Annotated in this window: 12 protein-coding genes; 7 read left to right on the forward strand and 5 right to left on the reverse strand. The window is 64.9% G+C overall.

Going from position 1 to position 13,056, the window contains the following annotated elements; all coding sequences use genetic code 11:
• Nucleotides 1–41: 41 nt before the first annotated feature.
• The 4 genes from ugpC to J8I35_RS18650 form a co-directional block, all read right to left on the reverse strand.
• A complete protein-coding gene (gene ugpC, locus J8I35_RS18635; RefSeq protein WP_209926495.1) occupies nucleotides 42–1,160 on the reverse strand; it encodes a sn-glycerol-3-phosphate ABC transporter ATP-binding protein UgpC in 1,119 nt (372 codons plus the stop codon).
• A gap of 112 nt (nucleotides 1,161–1,272) precedes the next feature.
• Nucleotides 1,273–2,130 carry a carbohydrate ABC transporter permease gene (locus J8I35_RS18640; protein ID WP_011544828.1) on the reverse strand — a complete coding sequence of 286 codons (858 nt, stop codon included), beginning with the start codon at nucleotides 2,128–2,130 and terminating at the stop codon, nucleotides 1,273–1,275.
• Nucleotides 2,120–3,058: a sugar ABC transporter permease gene (locus J8I35_RS18645; protein ID WP_011544827.1), complete on the reverse strand. Its 939-nt coding sequence runs from the start codon at nucleotides 3,056–3,058 to the stop codon at nucleotides 2,120–2,122. Before J8I35_RS18645 ends, J8I35_RS18640 begins: the two co-directional genes overlap by 11 nt.
• Nucleotides 3,059–3,196: 138 nt before the next feature.
• Nucleotides 3,197–4,444 carry an ABC transporter substrate-binding protein gene (locus tag J8I35_RS18650; RefSeq protein WP_124556064.1) on the reverse strand — a complete coding sequence of 416 codons (1,248 nt, stop codon included), beginning with the start codon at nucleotides 4,442–4,444 and terminating at the stop codon, nucleotides 3,197–3,199.
• Nucleotides 4,445–4,875: 431 nt separating this feature from the next.
• Between J8I35_RS18650 and zwf the strand changes: the two genes are divergently transcribed.
• The 6 genes from zwf to J8I35_RS18680 all read left to right on the forward strand — a co-directional run bounded on the left by zwf (nucleotide 4,876) and on the right by J8I35_RS18680 (nucleotide 10,919).
• The gene (zwf, locus tag J8I35_RS18655) at nucleotides 4,876–6,345 is read left to right on the forward strand and encodes a glucose-6-phosphate dehydrogenase (RefSeq protein ID WP_124651167.1); all 1,470 of its coding nucleotides are present in this window, start codon (nucleotides 4,876–4,878) and stop codon (nucleotides 6,343–6,345) included.
• 88 nt (nucleotides 6,346–6,433) lie between these two features.
• Nucleotides 6,434–7,114, forward strand: coding sequence for a 6-phosphogluconolactonase (pgl, locus tag J8I35_RS18660; RefSeq protein ID WP_050011604.1), 681 nt, complete (start codon nucleotides 6,434–6,436; stop codon nucleotides 7,112–7,114).
• Nucleotides 7,092–9,020 carry a bifunctional transcriptional regulator/glucokinase gene (locus tag J8I35_RS18665; protein WP_050011605.1) on the forward strand — a complete coding sequence of 643 codons (1,929 nt, stop codon included), beginning with the start codon at nucleotides 7,092–7,094 and terminating at the stop codon, nucleotides 9,018–9,020. Before pgl ends, J8I35_RS18665 begins: the two co-directional genes overlap by 23 nt.
• Before the next feature lie 576 nt (nucleotides 9,021–9,596).
• The gene (locus J8I35_RS18670) at nucleotides 9,597–10,028 is read left to right on the forward strand and encodes an STM2901 family protein (RefSeq protein ID WP_060313020.1); all 432 of its coding nucleotides are present in this window, start codon (nucleotides 9,597–9,599) and stop codon (nucleotides 10,026–10,028) included.
• Entirely contained in the window at nucleotides 10,028–10,384 is a 357-nt protein-coding gene (locus J8I35_RS18675) for a DUF1493 family protein (RefSeq protein ID WP_124556067.1), read from the forward strand. The genes J8I35_RS18670 and J8I35_RS18675 overlap by 1 nt, the downstream gene beginning before the upstream one ends.
• Before the next feature lie 103 nt (nucleotides 10,385–10,487).
• Nucleotides 10,488–10,919, forward strand: coding sequence for a type VI secretion system amidase immunity protein Tai4 (locus J8I35_RS18680; RefSeq protein WP_089488240.1), 432 nt, complete (start codon nucleotides 10,488–10,490; stop codon nucleotides 10,917–10,919).
• 58 nt (nucleotides 10,920–10,977) lie between these two features.
• On the opposite strand, the gene J8I35_RS18685 is transcribed toward J8I35_RS18680, so the two are convergent.
• Complete coding sequence (locus tag J8I35_RS18685) at nucleotides 10,978–12,195, reverse strand: Bcr/CflA family multidrug efflux MFS transporter (protein ID WP_209926496.1); 1,218 nt, start codon at nucleotides 12,193–12,195, stop codon at nucleotides 10,978–10,980.
• 247 nt (nucleotides 12,196–12,442) lie between these two features.
• Between J8I35_RS18685 and J8I35_RS18690 the strand changes: the two genes are divergently transcribed.
• Nucleotides 12,443–12,895, forward strand: coding sequence for a hypothetical protein (locus tag J8I35_RS18690; protein ID WP_012328082.1), 453 nt, complete (start codon nucleotides 12,443–12,445; stop codon nucleotides 12,893–12,895).
• The last annotated feature ends 161 nt before the right edge of the window (nucleotides 12,896–13,056 follow it).

The raw sequence follows: 13,056 nt of genomic DNA on the forward strand, positions 1-13,056 counted from the left end.
CGAAACGGCCCCTTTGTCTTTCGTTCAGCGCAAGCGTCGCGTCACGCGATCCGCTCTTCCGACGCCGGATCGAACAGCACGGCCTTCGACACGTCGAACAGCAGCGACTGCGTCTGCCCCGGCTGCGGGTTCGCGGCCGGATGCACGCGGCTCACGATCCGCTTGCCGTTCACCTGCGCGAACACGTGCGTGTCCGGACCGGTCGGCTCCGTCACGTCGACGCGCACGTCGATCGGCTGCAGCTTCGACGTCTCGCCGTGATGTGCGTTGCGCGCGTCGGTGATACGCTCCGGACGCAGGCCGAGGATCACCTCGCGGCCGACGTGCGACTTCAGTTTCGCCGCGTCGAACGGCAGGATCAGCGCGCTGCGCGCGAGGCCCGTGTCGATCTCGAGCGCGATCCCGCTGCCCTGCTCGACCAGCTTGCCGTTGATGAAGTTCATCGGCGGCGCGCCGATGAACCCCGCAACGAACAGGTTCGACGGCGAATCGTAGATCTCCTGCGGCGCACCGAACTGCTGGACCACGCCGTCCTTCATCACCGCGATCCGGTCGCCGAGCGTCATCGCCTCGATCTGGTCGTGCGTCACGTAGACGATCGTCGTGCCGAGACGCTGGTGCAGCAGCTTGATTTCCGCGCGCATCTCGATGCGCAGCTTCGCGTCGAGGTTCGACAACGGTTCGTCGAACAGGAACAGCGACGGATCGCGCGCGAGCGCGCGGCCCATCGCGACGCGCTGGCGCTGGCCGCCCGACAGTTGGCCCGGCTTGCGGTCGAGCAGATGCTGGATCTGCAGCATCGCCGACACGCGGTCGACGATCTGCTGCTGCTCGCTCTTCGGCACCTTGCGGATGTTCAGGCCGAACGAGATGTTCTCGCGCACCGTCATCGACGGATACAGCGCGTACGACTGGAACACCATCGCGATGTCGCGATCCTTCGGCGACAGGTCGTTGACGACCTTGCCGTCGATGCAGATCTCGCCGCTCGTGACGGTCTCGAGCCCGGCGATCATGTTGAGCAACGTCGATTTCCCGCAGCCCGAGCCGCCGACCAGGATCAGGAACTGTCCGTCCTCGATCTCGATGTCGACACCCTTCAGGACCGGCACCCCGTTCGGGTAGGTCTTGTACACGTCACGGATGGAAAGGCTTGCCATGCTGTGAATCCTCTGTCTCGTCTCGCGCGGCGCACTCGGGCGCCGCGTCGGGTTCGTTTCGATGCGCCGCGCGTGGTGCGCGGCCGGTTCGTCGTATCGGATAACGCCGCGCCTACCCCTTCACCGCGCCCGCCGTCAGCCCGCGCACGAAGTAGCGGCCGGCGACGATGTAGACGAGCAGCGTCGGCAGCGCGGCGATGATCGCGCCGGCCATGTCGACGTTGTATTCCTTCACGCCCGTCGACGTGTTGACGAGGTTGTTCAGCGCGACCGTGATCGGCATCGAATCGACGCCGGAGAACACGATCCCGAACAGGAAGTCGTTCCAGATCTGCGTGAATTGCCAGATCAGGCACACCATGAAGATCGGCAGCGACACCGGCAGCAGGATCTTCGTGAAGATCGTGAAGAAGCCGGCGCCGTCGATGCGGGCAGCCTTCACGAGTTCGGCCGGCACGCTCACGTAGAAGTTGCGGAAGAACATCGTCGTGAACGCGATCCCGTACACGACGTGCACGAACACGAGGCCCGGAATCGTGTTCGCGAGGCCGAGCATCCCCTGCAGGCGCGCCATCGGCAGCAGGATCACCTGGAACGGGATGAAGCAGCCGACCAGCATCATCGTGAACAGCGCGTCGGCGCCGCGAAAGCGCCAGTGCGTGAGCACGTAGCCGTTGAACGCGCCGATCAGCGAAGAGATCAGCACGGCCGGAATCACCATCTGCAGCGAGTTCAGGAAGAACGGCTTCATGCCGTCGCAGCGCACGCCGGTACAGGCGCCGCTCCATGCCTTCACCCACGGGTCGACGGTCCACGTGGTGGGCGGCGTCAGCAGGTTGCCGGTGCGCAACTGGTCGAGGTCCTTGAACGACGTCGACAGCATCACGTAGATCGGGAACAGGAAATACAGCGCGAACAGGATCAGTGCCGCATAGATCACTGCCCGGCTGATCGTCATCTTAGGCTGCATTGCGGGTGCTCCTCGATTCCATATACATCAGCGGCACCAGCACCGCGACGACGGTCGCGAGCATCATCACCGAGGACGCCGCGCCGAGCCCGAGCTGGCCGCGGTTGAACGAAAACGTGTACATGAACATGGCCGGCAGCGACGACGACGTGCCCGGGCCGCCCGCCGTCAGCGCGACGACGAGGTCGAAGGTCTTGATCGTGATGTGGCAGAGGATCAGCAGCACCGAGAAGAACACCGGGCGCATGCTCGGGATCACGATCTTGCGGTAGATGGTCGGCAGCGTCGCGCCGTCGACCTGCGCGGCCTTGAAGATCTCGCCGTCGACGCCGCGCAGCCCCGCGAGGAACAGCGCCATCACGAAGCCGGTCGACTGCCACACGGCCGCGATCACCACGCAGAAGATCGCCTTGTCCGGATCGTCGAGCCAGCCGAACGAGAAGCTGGTCCAGCCCCAGTCGTGCATCACCTTCTCGAGGCCGAGGCCCGGGTTCAGGATCCACTGCCATGCGGTGCCGGTCACGATGAACGACAGCGCCATCGGGTACAGGAAGATCGCGCGCAGCGCGCCTTCGTTGCGGATCCGCTGGTCGAGCAGGATCGCGAGGAACAGCCCGAGCCCGACGCAGATCGCGATGAACGGGATCCCGAACCAGCCGAGGTTCGCGGCGGAGGTCCACCACACGTCGTTCTGGAACAGGTCCGTGTAACGGCCGAAGCCGTCGAATTCGTAGTTGGGCAACAGCCGCGAGCGGGTCAGCGACAGATAGCCGGTAATCAGGATGAAGCCGTAGATGAACACCACGGCGATCGCGACGCTCGGCGCGAGCACGAGCTTCGGGATCCAGCGATCGGCGAAGGCCGACATCGGCGACGTACGCCGTGCGGCGGCAGCGCCGGATCCGTTTCCGCTAAGAGGGGCAGCCACTTGATTCGACTCCTGGAACGAGGGCGACGCAGGCCGGGCCGGCGCCGGGTACGGCACGGACCCGCGGGCGAGCCCGTTTGCTGCACATGCAAAAACGCCCGGCCGATGAAGCGTGTCCGGCCGGGCGCCTGGCGCGCGTTACTTGACCTTCGCGGCCTTCGCGAGCGCGGCGACCGCGCTCTTCGAATCCTGCTGCGAGTTCATGAACTTCGTCACGACGTCCGTGATCGCGCCGGCGGTCGCGTCGCTTTGCGCCATGCCGTGCGCGAGCGACGGCACGAAGCCGCCCGACTTGATCGCGGTCTGCTCGTCGGCGTACGACTTCTTCGCGCAATCGTCGAACTTGTCCATCTTCACGCCGAGACGCACGGGCACCGAGCCCTTCAGCAGGCTGAACTGCTCCTGGAAGTCCGGCGTCATGATCGTCTTCGCGAGCGCGAGCTGGCCCGGCGTCGCGTTCTTCTCGCCCTTCTGCTGGAAGAACACGAACGAGTCGACGTTGAACGTGTACGAATTCGCGGTGCCCGGCACCGGCGCGCAGACGTAGTCCTTGCCCGCCTTCTTGCCGGCGTTCTCGAACTCGCCCTTCGCCCAGTCGCCCATGAACTGCATGCCGGCCTTGCCGTTGATGACCATCGCGGTCGCCAGGTTCCAGTCGCGGCCGTTACGGCCGGTGTCGAAGTAGCCCTGGATCTTGCGCACCGTGTCGAACACCGACAGCATCTGCGGCGACGTCAGCGTCGCCTGGTCAAGGTCGACCAGCGCCTTCTTGTAGAACGCCGGGCCCTGCGACAGCACGACGTCTTCCCACAGCGTCAGGTCCTGCCACGGCTGGCCGCCCATCGCGACCGGCTGGATGCCTGCGGCCTTCAGCTTGTCGGCCACCGCGAAGAATTCAGGCCAGGTGGTCGGCACCTTCGCGCCGACCTTGTCGAGCGCGGCCTTGTTGATGTACAGCCAGTTGACGCGGTGCACCGAGAACGGCGCGGCGACGGTATGGCCCTTGTACTTGATGATCTTGTCGATTTCCGGCGGCAGGTTCTGTTTCCAGTCGCCGGCGGCCGAATCGATGTTGACGAGCACGCCCTGGTCGGCCCAGTCCTGGATCAGCGGGCCCTTGATCTGCGCGGCCGACGGAGAATCGCCGCTGATCACCTTGGTCTTCAGCGCGGTCATCGCCGCGGCGCCGGCGCCGCCCGCGACCGCGAAGTCCTTCCACACGTAGCCCTGCTTCTGCAGGTCGTCCTTCAGCACGCCGACGGCCTTCGACTCGCCGCCCGAGGTCCACCAGTGCAGCACGGTTACGTTCTCGGCTGCCTGCGCCGCCACGGCGCCAGCCATCAGGCCTGCGGCGCAGAGCGCGCCCATGATCGAGCGAACTTTCATTACTTATCTCCTCCAGACTGAATCAACTCGTGAGGTTCCCTGACCGGGAACCGGCTTCTTGATAACGACGGGGAAATCGAGCCGCGGGACGCATGCAGCGTACGGGGCCGATGACCGGCCGGGCTCTTACAGAAAGCGTGAATCGAGATTCAACGGCGTGTCTCCTCTTTGTGTTTCTGGCCCGCCGCGATGATGCGACGCGAGCCCGGGGCCGACGGCGCGCCAACGGTGCGCGCCGCCAATGTCCGATAACATTCGGCACAAGGCGCTCCCGAAGGCGAAGCTCGCGCAGTTCATCGACCGCACTTCTTTTTTTCTTCACCCAGGTGCTACCCCTTGCGGCGGATTGTAGTTAAACTACAATTCAGTGTCAAAAATATTTTTATCGCACTACGGATCGCTTCCGGGCACCCCCAACACGGCGGAGACACATGCATACCGATTCCAGCTTTACCTTCGTACTTTTCGGCGGCACCGGCGATTTGTCGATGCGCAAGATCCTGCCCGCGCTGTTCGAAGCGCATCGCGCGAACATGCTGGCGACGGGCGGCCGGATCGTCGCCGTGGCGCGACACGAATCGGATCGGGCGGCCTATCTCGAATGGGTCGACACGCACGTGAAGCCGCATGCGGCGAAAGCGGCCGGCAATGCATTCGACGACGCGGCATGGCAGTCGTTTCTCGACCGCATCGAGTACGTGAACCTCGATCTCGGCCGCGCGGAGGACTACGTCGTGCTGCGCGACGCGGTCGCCTCGCTGCCCGGCATCCGCGTGTTCTATCTCGCGACGGGCCCGTCGCTGTTCGTGCCGATCTGCAAGGCGCTCGCGGCGGTCGGCCTGAACGAAGGCGCGCGCATCGTGCTCGAGAAGCCGCTCGGCTACGACCTGAAATCGTCGAACGCGATCAACGACGCGGTCGGCGAGATCTTCGCGGAAGGCCAGATCTACCGGATCGACCACTACCTCGGCAAGGAGCCGGTACAGAACCTGCTCGCGCTGCGCTTCGGCAATGCGCTGTTCGAGCCGCTGTGGCGCCGCGAATGGGTCGAGAGCATCCAGATCACGATCGCGGAAGAGCTCGGCGTCGAGGCGCGTGGCGATTTCTACGACAATACGGGCGCGCTGCGCGACATGGTGCAGAACCACCTGCTGCAGCTGCTGTCGATCGTCGCGATGGAGCCGCCGCACTCGATGGATTCCGACTCGGTGCGCGACGAAAAGCTGCGCGTGCTGCGCGCGCTGAAGCCGGTCGACCCGCGCGACATCGGCAAGGTTGCCGTGCGCGGCCAGTATCATGCGGGCGTGATCAAGGGCGCGCAGGTGCCGGCCTATGCGACCGAGCCGGGCGTGAAGCCCGACAGCCAGACCGAAACCTTCGTCGCGCTGAAGGTCGAGATCGAGAACTGGCGCTGGGCCGGCGTGCCGTTCTTCCTGCGCACCGGCAAGCGTCTGGCCGACCGCGTCGCGGAGATCGTCGTCAACTTCCGCCCGGTACCGCATTCGGCGCTGGGGCCGACCGCGCTGCGCCCCGGTTCGAATCGTCTCGTGATCCGGCTGCAGCCGAACGAGACGATCCGCCTGTACTGCCTCGCGAAGCAGCCGGGCGAAGGGATGAACCTCGCGAGCGTGCACCTCGACCTCGCGTTCGACCAGTTCTTCAAGGAAGGGCAGATGGAGGCGTACCAGCGCCTGCTGCTCGACGTGATCAACGGCCGGCTCGCGCTGTTCGTGCGTCGCGACGAACAGGAAGCCGCATGGCAGTGGGTCGAGCCGATCCTGAACGAATGGACGCGCACGCTGAAGCCGCCGAAGCCGTATGCGGCGGGCACGTGGGGGCCGGCCGCGTCGAGCGCGATGCTCGCGCAGCACGACACCTGCTGGCTCGAAGAAGAAAACTGAACCAAACCGTTGCCGCGTACGCCACCGTACGCGGCAACGTGCATCACGATTCGTACGATTTGAACAGACAAAGCAGTCCGGAGGAGATGTGATCGAGATCCACGCTTTCGACACCCAGGAAGCGCAAAGCGAAGCGCTCGCGCGCGCCGTCGGCGAAGCGCTGCGCGCGGCGCTCGCCCGCCCCGCGCGCCCGACGCTCGCGGTGTCCGGCGGCACCAGCCCGCGCCCGTTCCTGCATACGCTGTCGCACGCGACGCTCGACTGGGCCAGCGTCGACGTCACGCTGGTCGACGACCGCTGGGTGCCGGACGACGACGCGGCCAGCAACGCGCAACTCGTGCGCGACACGCTGCTGCAACACGCGGCGGCCCCTGCCCGCTTCCTGCCGCTCGTCGACACGCGCACCACGCTCGATGCGCACGTCGCCGCGCTCAACGCGAACGCCGACTACCGCGTGCCGACCGTCGCCGTGCTCGGCATGGGCGAGGACGGCCACACCGCGTCGATCTTCGCCGACGCGCCCGAATGGGACCACGCGATCACGACGCCCGAGCGGTTCGTCGCCGTGCATCCGGGCGCGGCACCCCACGCACGCGTGAGCTATTCGCTCGATGCGCTGAAGCGTGTCGACCGGCTGTTCCTGCTGATCGCGGGCGAGCGCAAACGCGACGTGCTCGACGCCGCGGCCGCGTCGCTGCAGAAGAACGCGATTTCCCAACTGGCCAACGACAAGGGGACCCAGCTCGATGTCTACTGGTGCGCAAAGTAAGGCGGTCGTCGCGGGTCAGCATGCCGACGGCCCGCGCCTGCTCGCGGACGTCGGCGGCACCAACGCGCGCTTCGCGCTGGAAACCGGCCCGGGCGAGATCACGCAGATTCGCGTCTATCCCGGCGCCGACTATCCGACGATCACCGACGCGATCCGCAAGTATCTGAAGGACGTGAAGATCAGCCGCGTGAACCACGCGGCGATCGCGATCGCGAACCCGGTCGACGGCGACCAGGTCACGATGACCAATCACGACTGGAGCTTCTCGATCGAGGCGACGCGCCGCGCGCTCGGCTTCGACACGCTGCTCGTCGTCAACGACTTCACCGCGCTCGCGATGGCGCTGCCGGGCCTGACCGATGCGCAGCGCGTGCAGGTCGGCGGCGGCGCGCGCCGCCAGAACAGCGTGATCGGGCTGCTCGGGCCCGGTACCGGGCTCGGCGTGTCGGGCCTGATTCCGGCCGACGACCGCTGGATCGCGCTCGGCAGCGAAGGCGGCCATGCGTCGTTCGCGCCGCAGGACGAGCGCGAGGATCTCGTGCTGCAATACGCGCGCAAGAAGTTTCCGCACGTGTCGTTCGAGCGCGTGTGCGCGGGCCCCGGCATGGAGATCATCTATCGTGCGCTCGCCGCGCGCGACAAGAAGCGGGTGGCCGCATCCGTCGACACGGTCGAGATCGTCGAGCGCGCACATGCGGGCGACGCACTCGCGCTCGAGACGGTCGAATGCTTCTGCGGGATTCTCGGCGCGTTCGCGGGCAGCGTCGCGCTGACGCTCGGCGCGCTCGGCGGCGTGTACATCGGCGGCGGCGTCGCGCTGAAGCTGGGCGAGCTGTTCACGCGCTCGTCGTTCCGCGCGCGCTTCGAGGCGAAGGGCCGCTTCACGCACTACCTCGAGAACATCCCGACCTACCTGATCACCGCCGAATACCCGGCGTTCCTCGGCGTATCGGCGATCCTCGCGGAACAGTTGTCGAACCGTTCGGGCGGTGCGTCGTCGGCCGTGTTCGAGCGGATCCGCCAGATGCGCGACGCGCTGACGCCGGCCGAGCGCCGCGTCGCCGATCTCGCGCTGAACCATCCGCGCTCGATCATCAACGATCCGATCGTCGACATCGCGCGCAAGGCCGACGTGAGCCAGCCGACCGTGATCCGCTTCTGCCGCTCGCTCGGCTGCCAGGGGCTGTCGGATTTCAAGCTGAAGCTCGCGACCGGCCTCACCGGCACGATTCCGATGAGCCACAGCCAGGTGCATCTCGGCGATACGGCCACCGACTTCGGCGCGAAGGTGCTCGACAACACGGTGTCCGCGATCCTGCAACTGCGCGAGCACCTGAATTTCGAGCACGTCGAGAACGCGATCGAGATCCTGAACGGCGCGCGCCGCATCGAGTTCTACGGGCTCGGCAACTCGAACATCGTCGCGCAGGACGCGCACTACAAGTTCTTCCGCTTCGGGATCCCGACGATCGCGTACGGCGACCTGTACATGCAGGCCGCGTCGGCCGCGCTGCTCGGCAAGGGCGACGTGATCGTCGCGGTGTCGAAGTCGGGGCGCGCGCCCGAACTGCTGCGCGTGCTCGACGTCGCGATGCAGGCCGGCGCGAAGGTGATCGCGATCACGTCGAGCAACACGCCGCTCGCGAAGCGCGCGACCGTCGCGCTCGAGACCGACCACATCGAGATGCGCGAGTCGCAGCTGTCGATGATCTCGCGGGTCCTGCATCTGCTGATGATCGACATCCTCGCGGTCGGCGTTGCGATTCGTCGCGCATCGACCAACGGCGAGCTGCCGGAGGCCGTCGCGCAGGCGCGGGCACGCGCCAGCGACGACGAAACGGCCGACGTGCTCGATTGGCTCAGCCATGGGGCTTCGCCGGCGGCGAAGGACGTCGCGCGGGATTGACGCAGCGGTAAAAAAACGCCTCGGTGAACGACACCCCGAATGCTGGATTCAGGCCCGGCGTTCGGGGTGTTTTGCATGATCGGCATCGGCGCGAACAACAGCGGCTCGGCAGGTATTGACGATGCCTTCTACCTATGGCTGTGCGTGACGTCATACGTTCGTACACGCCCCCATTTTCGAACAAATCCAATTGTCTGCAGTTGCCCAGGCTCGGTAACTTCCTTCACTCCGCGTGATGCAGCCATCCCGGTCCGACGCGAGAAATGACACGTTTCTCACAGAACCCCGATTGGCATCGACAGCATCACGTTCATCCAGTTTGCGGAGAGGGATATGCCTAGACCACGTTTTTCAGCCGCATGGGCAGCAGCAATGCGCATTTACGCGCCGATAAATTCCGCGGAGAAAGTTGCCTTGACGATTGGTGGCAACGTGGCCACCAATATCCAGCGATGTGACAAAGCAGAAGTGATCAAATTCCCGCCTTCGCTGGGAGGCAGCACCCTGGACAATAGGCACGGGATCGTTCTCTTCGAGGTTTCAGCCTCGTCGATAGCCTGAGAGAGGAATACTATAATGAACAATACCTATGCCTTTGGTACACATCGAGATCTCACGCCAATGGAACTGTTTTTCCTTATCTTTATCGATGAGACATGCAAGGAACTTGGTGTTGACGATGTAGCAGCAGTGGTTGCCATTGTGGCCGGTCAAAATTGGATGCCAACACGAGCAAAGCCCTTTGGTACCACGCCGGGGACTTCTGTTGCGTCGATATTGAGTCGCAAGTATCTGGACTACGATTTGAAGAAGAAAATCCTCCCAACGTTGACCAATGCCAGCGTCAAGCGCTTGAAGTTCATTCTGGTAAGAAACATTGGGGTTTTCGTTGGGCGCGCAGTTCCTGTCGTTGGGTGGGTCATTGCTGCCAAGGATGTCACGATGATCAGCATTCGTTCCGTGTCGCGCTATAACGCGCTTGTTAAGCCTGAGGACAAGGTGTTCTGATGAGCCAGTTTACGTGGGACGAGTTTGAGGATTTCGTGAGAAAGGAGGCCGGTGTCAGCCCCAAAAAAATTCTCACAAAAGATCATGCCGTCGAGGGTGATTTGGATATCACTGGCGACGATGCGGTCGAGTTTATGGAGCGCTTCTTCGATAAATTTCCAGTGCAAGTTGGAGATTTTGAGTTCAATCGCTACTTCTCAGGAGAGGGCTTTAGCTTGATTGAAGTGGCGCGGATGGCTTTCTCCAGAAAACGCCGAGAAAAATATGACAAAGTACCACTGACTCTAGGCATGCTCTATCAGGCTATTTTGGATGGAGAGTGGAGCAATCAGCGCTTGGAAAGCCTACCGCGCTGATTGCTCCTAGCCACATAGACCGGTTCATCTTTTAGGCGATGTGTTGGATCTGTGCATACCTCTGGAGTCTGCCATCAGACAAAATCCACTGCTCCGGTGTGTGATGTTCTGGGCCCTGATGTTCGCGGCACAACCCAGCCACGCCACGGATACGTCGTCGTCGCCACAAGCCGGCGCCCGAACCTACGCGCAGAACTACAAGGACATGGTGCTCGCCGAATGCGTCGCGACCGCTTATCGGAATGAACCGTCCGCTGCGATGGACGCGGGAAGCAGCGCCAGTGCACTAATGGATTGGACCGACTTCGATCTGGAACGGAACCCCGACACGGGCAAATCGCTGGTCAATCGTTTTCTTGCACGCGACTATCGCAATCCGGTCGTCGAGTCCGAAATCAAGGGCGTGAGGTTTGATTTTTTGAAATGCCTGGATCTGTATCACAGCCAGGAACTCGAGACCGAAGTCAGGCGATTCGTGATCAACCCGAAGCGCAGCTATCGACTCGACAATCGCTCGTCAGGCCGTTCAAAGTGATGCAGAGGGGAAGTTCAAACCCGTCGACCGCCCTCCTCCGCCAGTTTCGCCGCGCTGCTCAAGCCCCGGCCCGCACAGGCCGTCCATGCCAGCGCAGCACCAGATAGCGCCCGACGAAGCACAGCACGCCGGTGACGCCGATCGTCACGCCCATCGCGAACGGCGTGCCGTCCGCGAGTGCGCCGATCGCGACGCTCGCGAGTGCGCCAAGCGCGAGCTGCATCGCGCCGAACACGGCCGCCGACGCGCCCGCGTTGTGCGGATAGCGGTGCATCAGGTCGGTCGTGCAGTTCGCGGACAGGATCCCGACCACGCCGACGACGAAGAACAGGCACACGACGATCGACCACAGCCCGCCCAACCCCGTCAGCGCGACGAACGCGACCGCGAGCGACGCGATGCAGCTCACGAGCGACGCGGCCGCGATGATGCGCAGCGAACCGATGCGGCCGACGAGCCGCGTGTTCGCGAAGTTGCCGATCATGATCCCGACGACGTTCAGCCCGAACAGCAGCCCGTAGTGCTGCGGCGACACGTGGAAATACTCGATGTACACGAACGGCGTCGCGGTGATGTACGAGAACATCGACGCGAACGCCATCCCGCCGCACAGCATGTGCCCCCATGCGACGGGGTCGGACAGGATGCGCCCGTACGAGGCGAACGACGCGAGCACGGCCGCGCTCTTGCGCCGCTCCTTCGGCCAGGTTTCAGGCACGCGCAGGTACGCGGTCGTCGCGCATAGCGCGCCGAACACGGCCAGCACGACGAACACGCCGCGCCAGCCGGAGAAACGCAGGATCTGGCCGCCGATCAGCGGCGCGAGCAGCGGCCCGACCGCGGTGACGATCGCGACCATCGACAGCACCTTCGCCGCGTCGCTCGGCTCGTGCGCGTCGCGCGCGATCGCCCGCGCGAGCACCGACGCGGCGCCGGCGCCGAGCGCCTGCAGGAAGCGCACGACGATCAGCATGTCGATCGAGCCCGACACGAAGCAGCCGATGCTCGCGAGCGTGAACAGCGCGATTCCGCCGAGCAGCACGGGGCGGCGGCCCCACGTGTCGGACAGCGGGCCGTACAGCAGCATGCCGATCGAGAAGCCGGCCATGAAGCTCGTCAGCGTGCGTTGCGCGGCGCCGGGGCTCACGGAGAAGCCGGCGGCAATCGACGGCAGGCTTGGCAGGTACATGTCGGTGGCGATCGGCCCGCAGGCCGCGAGCGCACCGAGCAACAGGATCAGCCGGGCATCGGGCCGGCGCCGGACGACGTGAGACATGGGTATCCGGAATGGGAGCCCGCGCGCATCGGGGCGCGCGTGGCGGTGAAGACGGGAGGCCGCGCCGCAAGCGGCGCGCTCAGGCCCATGATTGTACGCGCAACTTTTTTGCCTGCCCCGGGGCTGCATGCGGCGGCGGCCAGGAACACGCCCGCGCTCGTCGCCCGCCGAACGAGCGCGCGGGTGGATTCGATTAAGCTTGCTGCTTGCCTCTCTTGTCTGACCCATTCGACGTACGACCGAACCGATGACCGCTTTCCTGCTGATCTGGAGCCCCAAGAAATGGCCATGGCCCGAACTGCCCGACGTCGCCGCGCGCGTGAAGGCCGGCGAGGCCGTGCATGACGTGTGGGGCTGCGGCTTCGCGCGCGGCATCCTGCCGGGCGACCGCGTATTCCTGCACCGCGTCGCGAAGGAACCGAAAGGTGTGTTCGGCTCCGGCTACGTGACGCGCGCGCCGTACGAGGTGCCCGATCCGTCGACCAAGCGCGGCTACCGGCTGTGCATCGACTTCGTGTACGACTGGCTCGTCGACGCGCATCAGGACGTCGTGATTCCGCGTGATGCGCTGCGCGTGCATCCGTACTCGGTACAGACGTGGGACGCGCAGAGTTCCGGCACGTCGATCAAGCCGATGGTCGAAGGTCCGCTCGAAAAGCGCTGGGCCGAACTGACCGGCAAGCGCAAGCCGCCGCGATAGGCGGAAACCGGCTCGAATCGGGGCCGCCTTCCCGCTTAGACGCCCCCCTTCGCGCGCCGAAAGGCCGCAGACCGCCCGGCGGGCCTGCCGCGCGCGTCTCCGGTACAATCAGACGATCGTTCCGCCCAGGCGCCGCGGCCCGTGCACAGGCCCCCGCGCCC

It is taken from the genome of Burkholderia sp. CpTa8-5, from assembly GCF_017815045.1.
GTDB classification, from domain to species: Bacteria; Pseudomonadota; Gammaproteobacteria; order Burkholderiales; family Burkholderiaceae; genus Burkholderia; species Burkholderia sola.

What these genes read in the sequence shown, in the direction of transcription:
- ugpC (WP_209926495.1), bottom strand. Translation starts at nt 1,160, where the DNA reads ATGGCAAGCCTTTCCATCCGTGACGTGTACAAGACCTACCCGAACGGG.
- J8I35_RS18640 (WP_011544828.1), bottom strand. Translation starts at nt 2,130, where the DNA reads ATGCAGCCTAAGATGACGATCAGCCGGGCAGTGATCTATGCGGCACTG.
- J8I35_RS18650 (WP_124556064.1), bottom strand. Translation starts at nt 4,444, where the DNA reads ATGAAAGTTCGCTCGATCATGGGCGCGCTCTGCGCCGCAGGCCTGATG.
- zwf (WP_124651167.1), top strand. Translation starts at nt 4,876, where the DNA reads ATGCATACCGATTCCAGCTTTACCTTCGTACTTTTCGGCGGCACCGGC.
- J8I35_RS18665 (WP_050011605.1), top strand. Translation starts at nt 7,092, where the DNA reads ATGTCTACTGGTGCGCAAAGTAAGGCGGTCGTCGCGGGTCAGCATGCC.
- J8I35_RS18670 (WP_060313020.1), top strand. Translation starts at nt 9,597, where the DNA reads ATGAACAATACCTATGCCTTTGGTACACATCGAGATCTCACGCCAATG.
- J8I35_RS18675 (WP_124556067.1), top strand. Translation starts at nt 10,028, where the DNA reads ATGAGCCAGTTTACGTGGGACGAGTTTGAGGATTTCGTGAGAAAGGAG.
- J8I35_RS18680 (WP_089488240.1), top strand. Translation starts at nt 10,488, where the DNA reads ATGTTCTGGGCCCTGATGTTCGCGGCACAACCCAGCCACGCCACGGAT.
- J8I35_RS18685 (WP_209926496.1), bottom strand. Translation starts at nt 12,195, where the DNA reads ATGTCTCACGTCGTCCGGCGCCGGCCCGATGCCCGGCTGATCCTGTTG.
- J8I35_RS18690 (WP_012328082.1), top strand. Translation starts at nt 12,443, where the DNA reads ATGACCGCTTTCCTGCTGATCTGGAGCCCCAAGAAATGGCCATGGCCC.